The sequence below is a fragment of the Kaistia sp. UC242_56 genome, from assembly GCF_044452255.1.
Lineage (GTDB): Bacteria > Pseudomonadota > Alphaproteobacteria > Rhizobiales > Kaistiaceae > Kaistia > Kaistia defluvii_A.
The window spans coordinates 266,673-282,015 of the sequence record NZ_JBIOAN010000001.1; the positions used below are offsets into that span (position 1 = coordinate 266,673).

Here is a 15,343-nt window from a genome sequence, read left to right on the forward strand (position 1 = left end):
CGTCGACTATCGTCAGTGATACAAATAGACAGTTTCAAGCTGCCGGATCCGCTCTGGCGGCGCTTCGGAGGGTGGCATGACGGCTGGCTTGAATCTCGAACAGACCTGGCCGATGCCGAGCCGTCCGCGGCCGATCACCCTGATCGGCGCCGGCGACATCGTCAGCAGCGCCCACATGCCCGCCTATCGCAAGATCGGCCTGCCCGTCGCCGGCATCTTCGATCTCGACCCGGCCAAGGCGCGCGCGGTCGCGGACCAGTTCGACATCCCCGTCGTCTATGAAAGCATGGAGACGGCGATCGCCGCGCGCAGCGAGGACACGGTGTTCGACCTCGCTTTGCCGCCGGTGGCGATCCTCGGCGCCGTCGAGCAACTGCCGGTCGGCAGCGTGGCTCTGATCCAGAAGCCGCTCGGCGCCAATCTCGCCGCGGCGCGGCAGATCCTCTCCGCCATCGACGCGCGAAAAATCACCGCCGCCACGAATTTCCAGCTCCGCTACACGCCTTCCATGCTGGCGATCCGCGACGCGGTCCGTCGCGGCCTGCTCGGCGACATCGTCGAGCTGGAAGTCCGGCTCGCCGTCTACATGCCGTGGGAGATGTGGTCCTTCATCCCGCATCTCGACGCCGTCGAGATCCCGCTGCATTCGATCCACTATCTCGACTGGATCCGCTCGATCCTCGGCGAGCCCGACAGCGTCTATGCCAAGGCGGTACCGCATCCGCGCTATCCCGACCTCAAGGATGCGCGTTCCAGCATCATCCTCGATTATGGCCCGAAGGCGCGCTGCTGCCTGTCGCTCAACCACACCTATAATTACGGCCCCAAGCACATCGACGCGACCATCCGCGTCGAGGGCACCAAGGGCTGCGCCCATCTCGATCTCGGCTATCTGCACGACTATCTGAAGCCGGTGCCGGAGAAGCTCGAAGTGATCGTCGAGGGCGGCGAGTGGACGACGATTCCGCTGGTCGGCGAGCGCGTGCCGGATGCGTTCGGCGCGGTGATGTCGAACCTGCAGCGCTTCGCCGCCGGCGAGGACAGCGTGCTCGACACCGACGTGCACGATTCGATCCGCACCATGGCCCTGGTCGACGCCTGCCTCGCCTCCAGCCGCCTCGGCGGCATCGTTCCGCAGACGGTGTAGGGGACGACCCAAGGCGCGGCATCTGGCTTTCACCTCTTCCGGGGAAAGGGGTCGACGGCCAAAGGCCGGCGGGTGAGGCCTGCCCATCGCTCAGGACCGCATTGCGCGGACCAGCCTCGTCGCCCCGGCGAAGGCCGGGGCCCATAGCCGCCATCCTCGCAGGCCCTGCCTCCGCCGGCTGGACAGCTGCCGGTGTTTCTGGATCCCGGCCTTCGCCGGGATGACGGCTGAGCGCGGCGGCTTGCGCCAGAACAATCCTTAATATTATCAGCACCTTGGCCCGTCGCGTCTGGCTCGACGGATCACTTTTGCCTGCCGCTCTCGCCACCCGATCGACAACGCTCTTTCTTATAAGAAATTACTATTTCAATAGAAAAACCGCTGTGCTAGCGTTGCCGCATGGCCGCGCAAAATCCCGCTTCAAGGGAGGCGGCCATGGCGGGGTGACAGGGATGCTGACCGCTTCAATCGCGCCTTCTTTCGACTGCCTCGCGCAAGCGATGGCGGCGCTGGAAGCGTGCCGCTCGGCGACCCGAAGGAAGGCCAGACCCAGGCGGCGGATTGCTCTCCGCCGGGTCCGGTCCGGATTCCAGAACAGCAGCGCGACCAAACCTGACGGAAGGGACACACCATGACATCGACCTCTCTCGCGGCCGGAGGGCGCCGCCGATCGGCCCGCGCCATGCTCGCCGGCCTCGCCTTCGCCTCGATGACGGCCTTGGCCGGCCCGGCGGCGCTGGCCGCCGACACCACGACGATCCGCGTCCTGAACTGGGAGCCGGGCGGCGCGGATTACTGGAAGGCGCTGGTCGCCGAATTCGAGAAGCAGAACCCGGATATCAAGGTCGAGCTCGAGACGGTGCCGTTCGACCGCTATCCGGAAGTCCAGGGCCCCTACATCACGACCAAGAGCGGCCCGGACGTAATGGAGAACAATGCCGGCCTCGAACTGTTCGACCGCCGCCGCGCCTATGCCGAGCTGCCGCCCGAAGTGCTGGAAGCCGGCAAGGACCTGATCACCTATAGCGGCGGCTGCCTCAACTTCGACACGACGAAAGCCTGCTACGGCCTGCCCTTCGGCTACCAGGGCAACGTCATGTACTACAACAAGAAGGTGCTCGCGGAAGCCGGCCTCGATCCGGCCAACCCGCCCAAGACCTGGGACGAGATGGGGGCGGCGTGCGAGAAGGTGAAGGCTTCAGGCAAGACCTGTCTCGCCATCGGCCTTTCCGGCATCTTCCCGGCCTATTGGGACTTCCCGGAAATCGCGCGCAACTACCTGACCGAAGACGACATGCGCGCCATGCTCGCCGGCAAGATGCCCTGGACCGACCCGAAGATGGTCAACGTCCTCAAGGGCCTGGCCTCGATCACCGAGAAGGGCTGGACCAATTCCAGCGCCCCCTCGATCACCATGCTGCCGGACGGCGCCGACATCTTCCAGAGCGGCAATGCCGCCTTCGCCGGCACGATCATCTCCGACGCGGTGAACTGGGCCGCCTTCGGCAAGGTGCTGGGCGACGAGAACCTCGGCGCCATGCGCTGGCCGACCCTCGTCGCCGACGCGCCGCTGGCCAACAGCTTCTCCGGCATCGAGAGCTCGGTCTTCGGCGTCACCTCCTGGAGCGACAAGAAGGACGCCGCCTTCAAGTTCGTGAAGTTCATCGCCGGCAAGGAGAACGCCGAACTGCTGACCAAGATCGCCGGCGGCATCTCGCTCAACAAGAACGTCGATCCGTCGGTCATGCCGAAGTCGCAGGCGCTCTCCCAGATCCTCGAGATCATCAAGACGCCGACGCTGCATGCCGGCGTGCTGCTTTCCGGACAGGAAGCCGACGCGCTCGCCCGCGGCTGGCAGGAGGTCGCGCTCGGCCGCCTGTCGGTCGAGGACTGGACCGGCCGCATGCAGAAGGCGCTCGAGCAGAGCCCGAGCAAGCGCCAGTAAAGCTTCGCGCACGCAACAAGGGAGGACGGCCCCGGCCGCCCTCCCCGTCTCCCCCAGCAACAGGCAGGAATTTCGATGGCTGAAACGGCCAATCTGGCGACCGCGCCGAACCGGATGGCGAAACGCGACCCACGCCGCGCAAGGGCGGCGGGCTCGCGGCGGGTGTTCATCCGCAAGGAGACGCTGATCGCGCTTCTGTTCGTGCTGCCCGGCCTGGCGCTGGCGATCCTGTTCAAGCTGGTGCCGCTGCTGCGCGGCATCTGGCTGAGCTTCCTGGAGACGCGCGGCTTCGAGGACCCGACCTTTGCCGGCTTCGCCAATTACCGCACCATGCTGGCCGACCCGTCGGTGCATGACTCCTTCCGCAACGCGCTGATCGCCTTCGCGACCCTGCCCGTCTGGATCGTGCTACCGCTGGTGCTGGCCTTCCTGCTGTTCCAGAAGACGCCGGGCTGGAAGTTCTTCCGCGCCGCGTTTTTCCTGCCCTACATGATCGCGCCGATCGTCGTCGGCATCATGTTCCGCCAGATCCTGGCGCCGGACGGCCCGCTCAATGCGGTGCTGCGCGCCATCGGCCTGGCGCCACTCGCCATCGAATGGCTGAACGGCCCGACCAGCGCGCTGCTGGCGCTGACTGCGGTCGCGCTCTGGAGCTTCTTCGGCCTCGGCGTGCTCACCTATCTCTCGGGCCTCTCGACCGTATCGGAAGAGGTCGTCGAAGCCGCCAAGCTCGACGGCGCCGGCTTCTGGCGGCTGCTCTTCCACATCATCATGCCGCTGCTGAAATCGGTGATCGGCTACTGGGCGGTGCTGTGCACCTCCGGCATCCTGATCTGGATGTTCCCGCTGATCTACGCACTGACCAAGGGCGGGCCGGGAACGGCGACCGTGCTGCCGGAATTCCTCGTTTTCACCACGACGTTCCAGTTCCTCGATCGCGGCCTCGGCGCTGCCATCGGCATGGCGCTGTTCGTCTTCGTTGCCATCGTCTCGGCCTTCGTGGTCCGCCGCATGTATGTCGAAGGAGCGCAGAAGAAATGACCCCGCCCGCCGCCTCCGACAAGATGACGGTATCCTCGATGCGCATCGTGCTGACGCGCTGGCTGGTCACGGCGGTGCTCGTCGTGCTCGCCGTGGTGACGCTCTATCCGCTTGTTTTCACGGTAATCAATTCGCTGAAGACCCGCGCCGCCTATTCGGCCGATCCGCTTGGCTTCCTCACCGACATCACCTTCGAAAACTACATCGAGACCTTCGAGCGCATGCAGGTCTGGCGGCTGCTGCTGAACAGCATCATCACCACGGCGGGCGGGCTGGTCCTCTCCACCGTCGCGGCGCTGTTCATCGCCTATGCCGTCACCAAGCTGAAGATGCGCGGCGGCAACTACATCTTCCTGTTCGTCATCGCCATGCTGGTGATCCCGAGCCAGGTGATCATCTATCCGCTCTACGAGACCATCCTCGATCTCGGCTTCGGCGGCACCTATCAGGGCCTGATCCTCGCCTATGCCGCCTTCGGCCTGCCGCTCGGCACCTATCTGCTATCGGCCTATTTCCGCGCCATTCCCGACGAGCTGATCGAGGCGGCGCGGCTCGATGGCGCCGGCGACATCCGTATCCTGTTCTCCATCCTGCTGCCGATCTCGACGCCGGCGATCGCCGCTTTGTCGATCCTCAACTTCGTCTGGATGTGGAACGATTTGCTGCTGCCGCTGGTGATCATGGGCGGCTCCGACAAGAAGACGCTGATGGTCGGCGTGGCGCTGCTTTCCGGCCAGTATGACGTCTCGATCCCCCTGATCAGCGCCGGGCTGATCGTGGCCCTGGCCCCGGTCATCCTCGTCTACATGCTGTTCCAGCGCCAGATCCTGTCCGGCGCCATCGCGGGAGCCGTCCGATGAAGCGCGATCCGAAGCCGGGCGAGCCGGTCCTTTTCCTCTATCGCCTGAAGCCCGGCGCGGGCCCGGAATATGACCGCTGGCACGCCGCCGTCTGGCCGGAACTGCTGGCCGAGATCGAGGCGGCCGGCTTCGAGGACTACCAGATCTGGCGACACGAGGAGATCGTCGTGTCGCGCCTGCGCGGCCGCCACGGCTACCGCGCGGCGGAGGCGATCATGCAGGCGAGCGCGATCCAGAAGCGCTGGACCGCGACGCTGTCGCATCTGTTCGAAAGCTACGAGACCACCGACGGCGAGCCGCTCTGGCTCGACGAGGTGTTCCGCCTGGCGGTCAGGCCCGACAGTGACGCTTAAGCGCCTAGCCGCCGACCGGGCCGCCGGTATTGGCGAGTGGGAAGCGCGGCTCGGCCAGATGGCCGCCGAACAGGGTGGTGATGCTGGCGGCCGCCTCGTACAGGATCCGCGTCGCATCCTCCATCGGCACCTTCTCGGTCGCCGAGGCGAGGAACGGCATGGTGATCACCGCCGGCGCATGGCCCTCGGCATCGAGAATCGGGAAACTGATGTCGGTGATGCCCTTCAGCGCCTCGCCGACGATCATCTCGTAGCCGACCGAACGCACCACCTCGACCCGCTTCCTGAGCCAGTCGATCTCGCTTTTCGGCGCGGTCTGGCCGATCGCCTCGAACAGCCATTCCTGCATGGACGGCGCCTGGTAGGCGATCAGCAGGCGGCCGGATGCGGTGCGGATCGCCGGGTTCTGCGTGCCGACGCGCAGGCGGAAGCCGAGCGGCGCGGGGCTGTCGACCTGCGCGACGACGCGGATCGACAGGCCGTCGAGCACGGCCAGGTGAAAGGCCTGGTAGGCCTCGATCGAGGCGCGGTTGATCACCGGCCGCGCCACGTCGATCAGCCGGCGCATCGGCGGATAGCGATAGGACAGGTCGTGCAGCTTGGTCGAGAGCACCAGGCTTTCCTCGCCCGGCGGGCGCTGGATGTAGCCGCGCCGCTCCAGCGCGACGACGACCCGGTAGACCTCTTGCAGCGAACGGCCGAGCTGCTGCGCGATCTGGCTCGGCGTCACGCCCTCGGAGAGGCTGGCGAGCAGTTCCAGCACGTCGAGGCCCTTTTCCAGCGCCGGCGCGCTGTAAGCCGGCTTCGCCACCTTGCCGGCGGCCGCCGCCTTCGGCGCCTTGGGCTTGTCGGCCTTGGGTTTAGCCGCCTTAGGCTTGCCGGACTTGGCAACGGGCTCGTCCGCCAGCGCGGCCGCCTGCCGTTCGGTCCCGACTTCGCCCGCACCCTTCCCGCCGGATGGCCGCTTCGCAGTGGTCATAGCGTTTCTCCTTTGGTTCAGGTCATCGCCGGGCTGGCGCCGGCGCGCAAGATGGCATTTGCGTCAGCATGCCCCCGCATTGTATCAAATATCAACTCTTGATATCATCAGTGATAGAAAATAGGGTCACACCATCCGCCGACCCGATCGGTTTCCCTCTCGATCTCACCCCTTGGTCGTCCCCGCACAGAGCAGAAAATGGGCCTGAACGCTAAACAACTGGCACAATGCACCGTCGACTTCGACAAGGACGGCAAGCAGAGCGGCTATTTCAACCTGCCGCTTTCCGTTCATGACGACGCCTGGGGCGTGATCCGCGTACCGCTCGCCGTCATCAAGAACGGCGTCGGCCCGACCGTCATTCTCGAAGGCGGCAATCATGGCGACGAATATGAAGGCCCGATCGCGCTTGGCGAACTGATCCGCGATCTCGACCCCGGCAAGGTCGCCGGCCGGCTCATCTTCGTGCCCGCGATCAACCTGCCGGCCGTGCTGGCCGCGCGCCGCACCTCGCCGATCGACGACCTCAACATGAACCGGACCTTTCCGGGCGACGCCAACGGCACCGCGACGCAGCAGATCTCGGCCTTCGTCAACGACGCCCTGTTCCCGATGGGCGACGCGTTCCTCGACCTGCATTCCGGCGGCTCCTCGCTCGATTTGATGCCGAGCTCGGTGATCGAGCCGGTCGCCGATCCCGTCCAGCACGCCAGGAACGTCGCCGCCGTCACCGCCTTCGACGCGCCGCTGATCGTCGTCATCGACAACCGCGGCGACCACCGCACAGCGACCGCTTCGGCGGCCCGCGCCGGGCTGACCGTGGTCGGGACCGAGATGGCCGGCGGCGGCACCGTCTCGCTCGACGCGCTCGACATCTGCCGCCGCGGCGTGCGCAACGTGCTGTCGCATCTGGGCGTGCTGCCGCCGGAAATGGCGGCGGCGCCGCGCCATGAGCAGCGCCTGTTCGAACTGCCGGGATCCGACGCCTTCGTGCTGGCCGACGATGACGGCGTGTTCGAGCCCTTCCACAGAAACGGCACGATGGTGTCGCGCGGCCAGCCGGCCGGCCGCATCCACTTCCTGTCGCATCCCGACCGCAAGCCGGCCGAGCTCGCTTACGCCGCCGACGGCATCCAGTATGGTCGCCGCCAGCCCGGCCGGGTCCGCCCCGGCAATTGCTGCCTTGTCGTCGCCTCGCCCTATGGGGGTTCGCTGAAATGATCCATCTCGCCGATATCCAGGCCGCGGCCGCGCGGATCGCGCCGCATATCCGCCGCACGCCGAACATTCGCGCCGATGCACTGGCCGAGCCCGTCACCGAGGCGAACCTGTCGCTGAAGCTCGAATGCCTGCAGCCGACCGGCTCGTTCAAGGCGCGCGGCGCCACCAACAAGCTGCTGACGACGCCGAAGGAAGAGCTGGCCGGTGGCGTCGTTACGGCCTCCGGCGGCAATCATGGCCTCGCCACGGCGCGCGCCGCGAAGCTCGCCGGCGTGCCCGCCACCATCTTCGTACCCAAGAGCATCACGCCCGCCAAGGTCGACAAGCTGAAGCGCTGGGGCGCGACGGTCGAGATCATCGGCGACATCTGGAACGAGACCAACCTGCACGCGCTGGCCTTCGCCAAGGAGAACGGCGCCGCCTATTTCCATCCCTTCGCCGACCCGGCCGTCATCGCCGGCCAGGGCACCACGGCGCTGGAACTGCTGGAGGAACTCCCTGACGTCGACACCGTGCTGGTGGCGATCGGCGGCGGCGGCCTGATCTCCGGCATGGGCGTCGCCATCAAGGCGCTGAAGCCGTCGGTTCGGATCATCGGCATCGAGCCCGTGGGTTCGCCGACGCTGAAGGCCTCGCTGGACGCCGGCCGTGTCGTCCGCCTCCCGACGATCACCAGCCGCGTCGCCACCATGTCCTGCGCCGAGACGGACCAGGGCGTGTTCGAGCTGGTGCGCGACCATGTCGACGAGATCGTGCTGGTCTCCGACGAAGACATGCTCGAGGCGAGCCGCTGGCTGTGGTTCGAGATGGGGATCGCCGCCGACCTTTCCGGCGCCGCCGCCATCGCCGCGCTGCGCGCCAAGGTGCTGACCTTCCCCGCCGGCCACACGGTTGGCGCGCTGGTCTGCGGCGCCGGTCCCGACGCGCTGGTCTGACCCCGGCCTTGCCCGAAAGCCGCCGTCGCGCAGCCCGCGATGGCGGCTTTCGGGCGCCGAATTATTTTGAGTCGAAGAATCCGTCCAATCCGGTACCATGCTCCGCGAGGAACAGGGACCTACCGGCTCAGGCGTGGCAACAACGTCGTCGCAGGTCCCCCGAGAAGGAGGGGCCGCCATGGGGTTCGAGCGCCGGTTTGCGCCCGATTTCGAGGTCATCGTCTGCGCGCCGTCGGAATCGTTCCGATGGAACGTGCACGACTATCCGCATCATCTGGCCAAGTGGCACCACCATCCCGAATATGAGCTGCACCTGATCCAGTCCAGCTCGGGCAAGATGATGATCGGCGACCATGTCGGCGACTTTCAGGCGGGCTGCCTGGTTCTGACCGGCCCCGACCTGCCGCATAACTGGGTCAGCGCGAGCCAGCCCGGCGAGCGCATTCCCGATCGCGACATGTTGATCCAGTTCAGCCCCGCCTTCGCGGAGAAGGTTTCCGACCTCTGCCCCGAATTCGGCGATGTCGCGACCCTGTTCGCCGACGCGGCGCGCGGCGTCGAATTCAGCGGCGAGACGGCGGAAGCCGGCCGCCGCCTGCTGCGCGAGATCGGCGGCACGCACGGGCCGCAGCGGCTGGTGCTGTTCCTCGAACTGATGACCGTGCTGGCGCAGACGCCGCGCGAGCGAAAGGTCCTCTCGCGCGCCGCACCCAGCTTCGTCGCCCAGACGCGGTCGTCGGAAAAGCTCGAGATCGCGATCAGCCACATCCTGAAGAACTTCGCCAGCGAGATCCGCCTGTCCAAGGTCGCCGCGCTGTGCGGCATGGAATCGAGCGCCTTCTCGCGCTTCTTCAAGAAGCAGACCGGCCACACCTTCGCCCGCTACGTGAACTGCTCGCGCGTCCACGCCGCCTGCAATCTGCTGAGCCAGACCGAGAAGCCGATCACCGACATCTGCTTCGAGGTCGGCTTCAACAATGTCGCCAATTTCAATCGCCAGTTCGTCAAGATCTGCGGTCAGTCGCCCTCTACCTACCGGCGCGATTCCCGCCGTATCGGCACGATCACGCGCTTCGATCACCGGGTCGGCGCAACCGTTTGAGGGGGTTCGGGGGGCGGTGCGGCGCCGCCCGGCCCTCCGACAAAAATGTACAGATGCGACGGCAAACGCGCGTGGTGAGCCTGTTCGCCCTCTTCTAGAGTTTGCCCTGAAGCACGCGGCGGATTGGCAAGACCAGCCGTCGGCAAGTCCGAGGCTCGGAGGAGAGCCCCGCCAGCTTCGGAAGGCTAAGCATGCGGCGCGCGCCATCGAGGAGATGGGGCGTTTGAGGTCCGGCTCGTGCGAATGGGCGCGAATGTTCATGCCTGCTTCAAGGGAAGCGGCCGGATCGCCGTCGACAATCCGAGGGAGGACGAGGAATGTCTGGTTTGAAGCGTATGATGCTCGGCGCGATCGCGGCGGGCCTGATGGCCGGCGTAGCGCCGGCAAAGGCGGACTTCTGGTCCGATGCCGGCAAGGAACTGACCGGCGCGACCATCCGCGGCGTCTCCGAGAGCACGCCGCCTTCCAACTACGTCAAGAACGTGCTGGCCCCCGCCTTCACCAAGGCGACCGGCATCAATGTCGAGTTCGAGGCGACGTCCTGGGACCAGATGTATGACAAGGCGATCAAGGACATGGAGGCCAATACCGGCATCTATGACTTCGTCTATATCGAGCAGGATGCCGTCTACGGCTATCTCGCCCGCGACTTCCTGGTCGACATCACCAAGTTCATCGCCGACAATCCGAAGCTGAAGGCGCCCGATTACGATCCGGCCAACTTCACCACCTTCGCCAACTACTTCAAGGGCAAGGACGGCGACCTGTTCGGCGTGCCGATGGAAGCCTTCATCAAGGTCTACCTCTACCGCAAGGACCTGTTCGAGGATCCGGCGGTCAAGGAAGCCTTCAAGGCGAAGTACAATCGCGACCTGGCGCCGGCCAAGAACCACGCCGAATATGTCGAGATCGCCGACTTCTTCACCCAGTGGGGCAAGGACAAGGGCATCGAGCTCTGGGGTTCGACGGTCCAGGCCAATACCGGCCACCCGGCGTCCTGGTATGAATATGTCGAGAGCGTCGCCCCGACCTTCGGCGTCTACAACTGGGGCATCGATGCCTCGAACAACTACGCCGCCACCGTCGAGCATGGCGGCAAGATGAACAGCCCCGAGGCCAAGAAGGCGCTGGAATTCTGGGTCGGCCTGCTGAAGAACGCCCCGCCGGAATCCACCGCATCGACCTGGGACGAGGTCGCCGCCACCTTCGGCGCCGGCCGCGCTGCGCAGGGTCTCGTCTATGGCGAGAACGCTGCCTGGATCGCCACCGACGAATCCAAGTCGAAGGTCGTGGGCAAGGTCGGCGTCGCGTTGCCGCCGGTCGAAGCCGGCGTGATGGAAGCCGCCGAAGCCGGCACCGGCTATATCGGCTACTATGATGGCGGCGCCTTCGGCATCCCGCACTCGTCGAAGAACAAGGCCGCGGCGGCTCTGTTCCTGCAGTACATCGCCCAGCCTTCGGTCCAGGCCGATTGGGCCGTGGCCGGCTCCCGCATCACGCTTCAGTCGACCTATGACGACCCGAAGGTCCAGGCGCAGGACGCCAAGACGGACGGCTACTACACGCTGATGCGCGACCAGGGCAAGCTGTTCGCCGGCGCACCGCCCTATCCGTTCCACAACCAGGTTCGCGAAGCGGTTGCCCCGATCTTCTACCAGGCGATCACCGGCGAACTGACGCCGTCCGACGCCCTCGACCAGATGGCCACGACGGCGGAAGCCGAACTGACCAAGCTCGGCTACCGCAAGTAAGCCTCCCGACGACGGCGGGCGGGATTCCCCAGGGAATCTCGCCCGTCTTTTCCGGCCCGCGATCCCCTCGCTCCGCCGGAGGCGAAGCGCCCGGGTCGACGCCGGGCGCCGTCCCGTGGCAACTGGAGACAGCTTCATGCGCTCTCAATCCGTCGGCTGGCTGTTTCTCGCCCCGACCATCCTGATCCTGTTCGTCTTCGGTGTCTGGCCCTTCATCTATGTGATGGTGATCAGCTTCTTCGACTGGAACAGCTTTGCCGCCGACCCGACGATGCGTTTCAGCGGCGTGCAGAACTACCGCGCCCTCGTCTTCGACACGGGCTTCCTGATGGCGCTGTGGAACACGCTGAAATTCGGCATCTTCGCCGTCACCAGCCAGGTCATCCTGGGCTATCTGCTGGCGCAGCTGTTCATGAAGAACTTCCCGCTCAAGGGACTGTTCCGCACGGTGCACACCCTGCCGCTGATGATCGCCCCCGTCGCCGTCGGCGCCACCTGGCGGTTGATGACGGTGCCCGGCCTCGGCCCGATCCCCTACTATCTCGACAAGTGGTTCGGCTATGAATTCCTGATCAGCCGCTATGTCGGCCAGGCCTTCATGACCACCGTGGTCATGGACATCTGGCACTGGACGCCGCTGGTCACGCTAACGCTGCTGGCCGCCCTGTCGTCGATGCCGAAGGAACCGTTCGAGCAGGCGCAGATCGACGGCGCCAACCGCGTCCAGACCTTCTGGTACGTGACGCTGCCGATGCTGAAGCCGGCGATCCTGTCGGCCGTGTTCATCCGCCTGATGGATGCCATGCGCACCGTCGACGAGGTCTGGATGCTGACCGGCGGCGGCCCCGGCTCGGCCACCCGCTATATCGGCCTCTATATCTGGCGCGTCGTCTTCCCCAAGACGGATTACGGCTATGGCTCGGCCATGTCGCTGATCACGCTCTACCTCACCATCGTGATGTGCTGGCTGCTCTATGCCGGTCTCGTCGCCCGCCGCGATCTGAAGAGGCCAGAATGACCCGTCCACGCCCGCTTCTGTCGATCCTGTTCTGGACCGTCTCCAGCCTGGTGACGCTGTTCCCGATCTACTGGATGTTCATCGTCTCGGCAAAGAGCCGCGTCGAGCTGTTCGGCAAGCCGAACTTCATCATCACGACGTTCTTCTCCGAGAACTACATCAAGACGCTGACCGACCCGACCTTCCAGAAATACATGTTCAATTCGATCGTGGTCGCCACGACGAATGCGGCGCTCGTGACGACGCTGGCCCTGTTCGCCACCTATGCGCTGACGCGCTACAAGCTGACGGGCAAGGAGAACATCTTCTTCTGGACGATCACCAACCGCATGGCGCCGCCGGCGGCCTTCCTGCTGCCGCTGTTCCTGCTCTATACGCAGGTCTTCGTCGTCGGCGACTGGAAGCTGTTCGACACGCGCACCGGGCTGATCCTGCTCTATTGCGTGTTCAACCTGCCCTTCGCGATCTGGACGCTGCGCGGCGTGATCGACTCGATCCCGCATGAGCTGGACGAGGCCGCCTATGTCGACGGCGCCAAGACCTGGCAGGTGATCTGGTACGTCATCCTGCCCTTGGCCAAGCCCGGCCTTGCCGTCACCGGCATCCTGACCTGGGTGTTCGCCTGGAACGAGTATCTGTTCGCCGCGACGCTGACGAGCGTGCATGCCCGCACCATCACCACGGGCCTGGCCGAATTCGTCACCGTCACCGGCACCAACTGGGGCCAGATGGCGGCTACCGCCATGCTGACGCTGATCCCGGCGATCGCCTTCCTGGCCTTGGTGCAGAAGCATATCGTCGCCGGCCTGACCTTCGGCGCCGTAAAGGGATGAATGCGATGAGCCTCGATACGCCAGCCAAGCTCCCGGTCAAGCACGGCTTCCTGCCGATCACGACCAACCTGTTCGATCGCATCTTCATCGCGGTCGTGCTGTTCGTCGCCATCCACCTGTTCTGGATGCGCTTCGTCGAGCAGTCGCTGTCGCTGTATTTCGCGACGGCGATCTCGGTGGTGGTGGGCGCCATCGTCATCAAGCGCGGCTAGCGGCCGCTCTCTTCCCAATGAAAAGGGCCGCTCTCCTTGCCCGGAGAGCGGCCCTTTTTTCGTTCGTCCACGCCCGGCGGAGGGCTGCTACTTCATGCCCATCACATGCGGCAGCCAGAGCACGGTCTGCGGCACAAAGGTGATGACCAGCAGCACCACGAGCACGATGCCGACGATCGGCAGGCTCGCCCAGACCACGTCGCGCATCGGCACCTTGGCGATCGACTGGGTGATCAGCAGATTGAGGCCGAGCGGCGGATGGATCAGGCCGACCATCAGGTTGAGCACGATCACCAGGCCGAAATGGGTCGGATCGATACCGAAGCTGGTGGCGGCCGGCAGGAAGATCGGCACCAGGATGATCGTCGCCGGTGTCGAGTCGAGGAACATGCCCGCGACCAGGAAGATGACGTTGACGATCAGCAGGAATTCCCAGGCCGAGAGATCCGCGCCGTGCAGCAGCGCCTGGATGTCGCGCGGGATGCCGTGCACGACGACCAGATAGGCGATGAAGGACGAGACCGCGACGACCAGCATGATGTTGGCGGTCTGCAGCCCGGCCTCGGTCAGCATGCCGGGGAACAGGCGCCATTTGAATTCGCGGTGGATCACCCAGCCGACGAAAATCGCATAGAGCACCAGCACGGCGCCGAGCTCGGTGACGGTGAACAGCCCGCCCTTGGCGCCGACGATCAGCAGCAGCGGCATGGACAGCGCCCAGGCGCTACCCTTGAACTGCTTGCCGATCACGCCCCAGGGGCGGCGGCCGCGCGCCGGCAGATTGTGCCGCTTGGCGTAGAAGATGACATAGGCGATCAGCGCCGAGGCGATCATCAGGCCGGGAATATAGGCGCCGACGAACAGCTTGGTGATCGAGACCTGCGCGATGACGCCGTAGATGACCAACGGAATGCTGGGCGGGATGATCGGGCCGATCACGGCCGCGCCGGCGGTCAGCGCCGCGGCGAAGCCGCCGGAATACCCTTCCTTGCGCATCTCCGGGATGATCAGCGCGCCCGAAGCGGAGGCATCCGCCACCGCCGAACCGGAGATGCCGGCCAGGAAGACGTTGGTGCCGACATTGACGACGCCGGACGAACCGCGAATGCGCCCGAGCGCCGAGGAGAACAGGTCGACGACGCGGGTGGTGATGCCGCCCGAGTTCATCACCGAGGCGGCGAGGATGAAGAATGGCACCGCCAGCAGCGGGAAGGAGTCGATGCCGTTGACCATCTTCTGCGCCAGGATGAAGCCCGGCATGCCCCAGATGGCGACGATGATCAGCGCCGAGACGCCGAGCGCGATGGCGATCGGCACGGCGAGCAGGGCCAGCGCCAGGAAGGTGACGGAGAGAACGCCGAGCATGATCATGATGCGGAGCTTTCGGTCGCGGCGGCGCGCGTCTGGCTGGCCGTGGCATGGGCGGCGGCCTGGGCCGCCCGGAAGGTCGCCTCCCGCTCGGCCGAGATGCGCGGCGTGAGAATGCGCTCGAGGATGAAGAACAGGCCGAGCCCGGAGAAGGCGACGATCGAGCCATAGAACCAGGCGAAGGGTAGCCCGGTGGCGGGCGCGATCTTCTGGCCGACGACGATCATCAGGTGCCGTGCATAGACGATCAGCATGACGAGGAAGACGGCGGTGGCGAGATCGATGACGATGCCGAGCCGCTTGAACAGGTCGGCGTTCAGCCTGTCATGCAGGAAATCGATGACGATCAGCTCGCGCCGGCTGATCAGCAGGGCCGAGCCGAGAAAGGTGAGCCAGATGAACAGAAGGCGCGAGATCTCCGCCATGCCGGGCGTCGCCGCGCCGATGAAATAGCGCGAGAAGACCTGAACGCAGACCAGAAGGACGATCGCGAGCAGCATCGCCCCGACCAGGAAAGTGAGCAGCCAGCGCAGCGTATCGCCGACCCGGACGAGGATGCTTGTCATCGATACCCCCAA

15 protein-coding genes are annotated in these 15,343 nt (G+C 65.6%); 12 read left to right on the plus strand and 3 right to left on the minus strand.

Features of this window, described 5'->3' with window-relative positions; genetic code table 11:
* The first annotated feature begins 76 nt into the window (after positions 1 to 76).
* The 5 genes from ACHMWQ_RS01275 (at position 77) to ACHMWQ_RS01295 (ending at position 5,346) form a co-directional block, all read left to right on the plus strand.
* Complete coding sequence (locus ACHMWQ_RS01275) at positions 77 to 1,147, plus strand: Gfo/Idh/MocA family protein (RefSeq protein WP_396306095.1); 1,071 nt, start codon at positions 77 to 79, stop codon at positions 1,145 to 1,147.
* Between the two features lie 631 nt (positions 1,148 to 1,778).
* On the plus strand, positions 1,779 to 3,092 hold the full coding sequence (locus tag ACHMWQ_RS01280; RefSeq protein ID WP_396306096.1) for an ABC transporter substrate-binding protein: 1,314 nt from the start codon (positions 1,779 to 1,781) through the stop codon (positions 3,090 to 3,092).
* A 75-nt stretch (positions 3,093 to 3,167) separates the two neighbouring features.
* Positions 3,168 to 4,133 carry a carbohydrate ABC transporter permease gene (locus tag ACHMWQ_RS01285; protein WP_396306097.1) on the plus strand — a complete coding sequence of 322 codons (966 nt, stop codon included), beginning with the start codon at positions 3,168 to 3,170 and terminating at the stop codon, positions 4,131 to 4,133.
* The gene (locus ACHMWQ_RS01290) at positions 4,130 to 4,993 is read left to right on the plus strand and encodes a carbohydrate ABC transporter permease (protein WP_396306098.1); all 864 of its coding nucleotides are present in this window, start codon (positions 4,130 to 4,132) and stop codon (positions 4,991 to 4,993) included. The genes ACHMWQ_RS01285 and ACHMWQ_RS01290 overlap by 4 nt, the downstream gene beginning before the upstream one ends.
* Positions 4,990 to 5,346 carry an L-rhamnose mutarotase gene (locus ACHMWQ_RS01295; protein WP_396306099.1) on the plus strand — a complete coding sequence of 119 codons (357 nt, stop codon included), beginning with the start codon at positions 4,990 to 4,992 and terminating at the stop codon, positions 5,344 to 5,346. Before ACHMWQ_RS01290 ends, ACHMWQ_RS01295 begins: the two co-directional genes overlap by 4 nt.
* A gap of 4 nt (positions 5,347 to 5,350) precedes the next feature.
* Here the strand turns inward: ACHMWQ_RS01295 and ACHMWQ_RS01300 are convergent, their stop codons facing one another.
* Positions 5,351 to 6,325 carry an IclR family transcriptional regulator gene (locus ACHMWQ_RS01300; protein ID WP_396306100.1) on the minus strand — a complete coding sequence of 325 codons (975 nt, stop codon included), beginning with the start codon at positions 6,323 to 6,325 and terminating at the stop codon, positions 5,351 to 5,353.
* Positions 6,326 to 6,523: 198 nt separating this feature from the next.
* Here ACHMWQ_RS01300 and ACHMWQ_RS01305 point away from each other — a divergent pair, with 198 nt between their 5' ends.
* The 7 genes from ACHMWQ_RS01305 to ACHMWQ_RS01335 all read left to right on the plus strand — a co-directional run bounded on the left by ACHMWQ_RS01305 (position 6,524) and on the right by ACHMWQ_RS01335 (position 13,397).
* On the plus strand, positions 6,524 to 7,546 hold the full coding sequence (locus ACHMWQ_RS01305) for a succinylglutamate desuccinylase/aspartoacylase family protein (protein WP_396306101.1): 1,023 nt from the start codon (positions 6,524 to 6,526) through the stop codon (positions 7,544 to 7,546).
* Positions 7,543 to 8,481, plus strand: a complete 939-nt coding sequence (locus ACHMWQ_RS01310; protein WP_396306102.1) for a threonine/serine dehydratase — start codon at positions 7,543 to 7,545, stop codon at positions 8,479 to 8,481. Before ACHMWQ_RS01305 ends, ACHMWQ_RS01310 begins: the two co-directional genes overlap by 4 nt.
* A 178-nt stretch (positions 8,482 to 8,659) precedes the next feature.
* Positions 8,660 to 9,583 (plus strand): AraC family transcriptional regulator, encoded by a 924-nt coding sequence (locus ACHMWQ_RS01315; RefSeq protein ID WP_354553886.1) that lies wholly within the window; start codon positions 8,660 to 8,662, stop codon positions 9,581 to 9,583.
* A 365-nt stretch (positions 9,584 to 9,948) separates the two neighbouring features.
* The gene (locus tag ACHMWQ_RS01320; protein ID WP_396306317.1) at positions 9,949 to 11,334 is read left to right on the plus strand and encodes an extracellular solute-binding protein; all 1,386 of its coding nucleotides are present in this window, start codon (positions 9,949 to 9,951) and stop codon (positions 11,332 to 11,334) included.
* A gap of 136 nt (positions 11,335 to 11,470) precedes the next feature.
* Positions 11,471 to 12,352 (plus strand): sugar ABC transporter permease, encoded by an 882-nt coding sequence (locus ACHMWQ_RS01325; protein WP_354553888.1) that lies wholly within the window; start codon positions 11,471 to 11,473, stop codon positions 12,350 to 12,352.
* The gene (locus ACHMWQ_RS01330; RefSeq protein WP_354553890.1) at positions 12,349 to 13,185 is read left to right on the plus strand and encodes a carbohydrate ABC transporter permease; all 837 of its coding nucleotides are present in this window, start codon (positions 12,349 to 12,351) and stop codon (positions 13,183 to 13,185) included. The genes ACHMWQ_RS01325 and ACHMWQ_RS01330 overlap by 4 nt, the downstream gene beginning before the upstream one ends.
* 5 nt (positions 13,186 to 13,190) lie before the next feature.
* Positions 13,191 to 13,397 carry a DUF2160 family membrane protein gene (locus ACHMWQ_RS01335; protein WP_396306103.1) on the plus strand — a complete coding sequence of 69 codons (207 nt, stop codon included), beginning with the start codon at positions 13,191 to 13,193 and terminating at the stop codon, positions 13,395 to 13,397.
* Positions 13,398 to 13,484: 87 nt separating this feature from the next.
* Here ACHMWQ_RS01335 and ACHMWQ_RS01340 read toward each other — a convergent pair whose 3' ends face one another.
* Both ACHMWQ_RS01340 and ACHMWQ_RS01345 read right to left on the minus strand, forming a co-directional pair.
* Positions 13,485 to 14,768 (minus strand): TRAP transporter large permease, encoded by a 1,284-nt coding sequence (locus tag ACHMWQ_RS01340; RefSeq protein WP_354553893.1) that lies wholly within the window; start codon positions 14,766 to 14,768, stop codon positions 13,485 to 13,487.
* Positions 14,765 to 15,331: a TRAP transporter small permease gene (locus tag ACHMWQ_RS01345; RefSeq protein WP_396306104.1), complete on the minus strand. Its 567-nt coding sequence runs from the start codon at positions 15,329 to 15,331 to the stop codon at positions 14,765 to 14,767. The genes ACHMWQ_RS01340 and ACHMWQ_RS01345 overlap by 4 nt, the downstream gene beginning before the upstream one ends.
* Positions 15,332 to 15,343 lie beyond the last annotated feature (12 nt).

Excerpts from the sequence above, each read along its gene's own strand:
- ACHMWQ_RS01280 (WP_396306096.1), top strand. The coding sequence starts at position 1,779 with ATGACATCGACCTCTCTCGCGGCCGGAGGGCGCCGCCGATCGGCCCGC.
- ACHMWQ_RS01300 (WP_396306100.1), bottom strand. The coding sequence starts at position 6,325 with ATGACCACTGCGAAGCGGCCATCCGGCGGGAAGGGTGCGGGCGAAGTC.
- ACHMWQ_RS01310 (WP_396306102.1), top strand. The coding sequence starts at position 7,543 with ATGATCCATCTCGCCGATATCCAGGCCGCGGCCGCGCGGATCGCGCCG.
- ACHMWQ_RS01275 (WP_396306095.1), top strand. The coding sequence starts at position 77 with ATGACGGCTGGCTTGAATCTCGAACAGACCTGGCCGATGCCGAGCCGT.
- ACHMWQ_RS01330 (WP_354553890.1), top strand. The coding sequence starts at position 12,349 with ATGACCCGTCCACGCCCGCTTCTGTCGATCCTGTTCTGGACCGTCTCC.
- ACHMWQ_RS01325 (WP_354553888.1), top strand. The coding sequence starts at position 11,471 with ATGCGCTCTCAATCCGTCGGCTGGCTGTTTCTCGCCCCGACCATCCTG.
- ACHMWQ_RS01335 (WP_396306103.1), top strand. The coding sequence starts at position 13,191 with ATGAGCCTCGATACGCCAGCCAAGCTCCCGGTCAAGCACGGCTTCCTG.
- ACHMWQ_RS01295 (WP_396306099.1), top strand. The coding sequence starts at position 4,990 with ATGAAGCGCGATCCGAAGCCGGGCGAGCCGGTCCTTTTCCTCTATCGC.
- ACHMWQ_RS01340 (WP_354553893.1), bottom strand. The coding sequence starts at position 14,768 with ATGATCATGCTCGGCGTTCTCTCCGTCACCTTCCTGGCGCTGGCCCTG.
- ACHMWQ_RS01315 (WP_354553886.1), top strand. The coding sequence starts at position 8,660 with ATGGGGTTCGAGCGCCGGTTTGCGCCCGATTTCGAGGTCATCGTCTGC.
- ACHMWQ_RS01305 (WP_396306101.1), top strand. The coding sequence starts at position 6,524 with ATGGGCCTGAACGCTAAACAACTGGCACAATGCACCGTCGACTTCGAC.
- ACHMWQ_RS01290 (WP_396306098.1), top strand. The coding sequence starts at position 4,130 with ATGACCCCGCCCGCCGCCTCCGACAAGATGACGGTATCCTCGATGCGC.
- ACHMWQ_RS01345 (WP_396306104.1), bottom strand. The coding sequence starts at position 15,331 with ATGACAAGCATCCTCGTCCGGGTCGGCGATACGCTGCGCTGGCTGCTC.
- ACHMWQ_RS01320 (WP_396306317.1), top strand. The coding sequence starts at position 9,949 with ATGGCCGGCGTAGCGCCGGCAAAGGCGGACTTCTGGTCCGATGCCGGC.
- ACHMWQ_RS01285 (WP_396306097.1), top strand. The coding sequence starts at position 3,168 with ATGGCTGAAACGGCCAATCTGGCGACCGCGCCGAACCGGATGGCGAAA.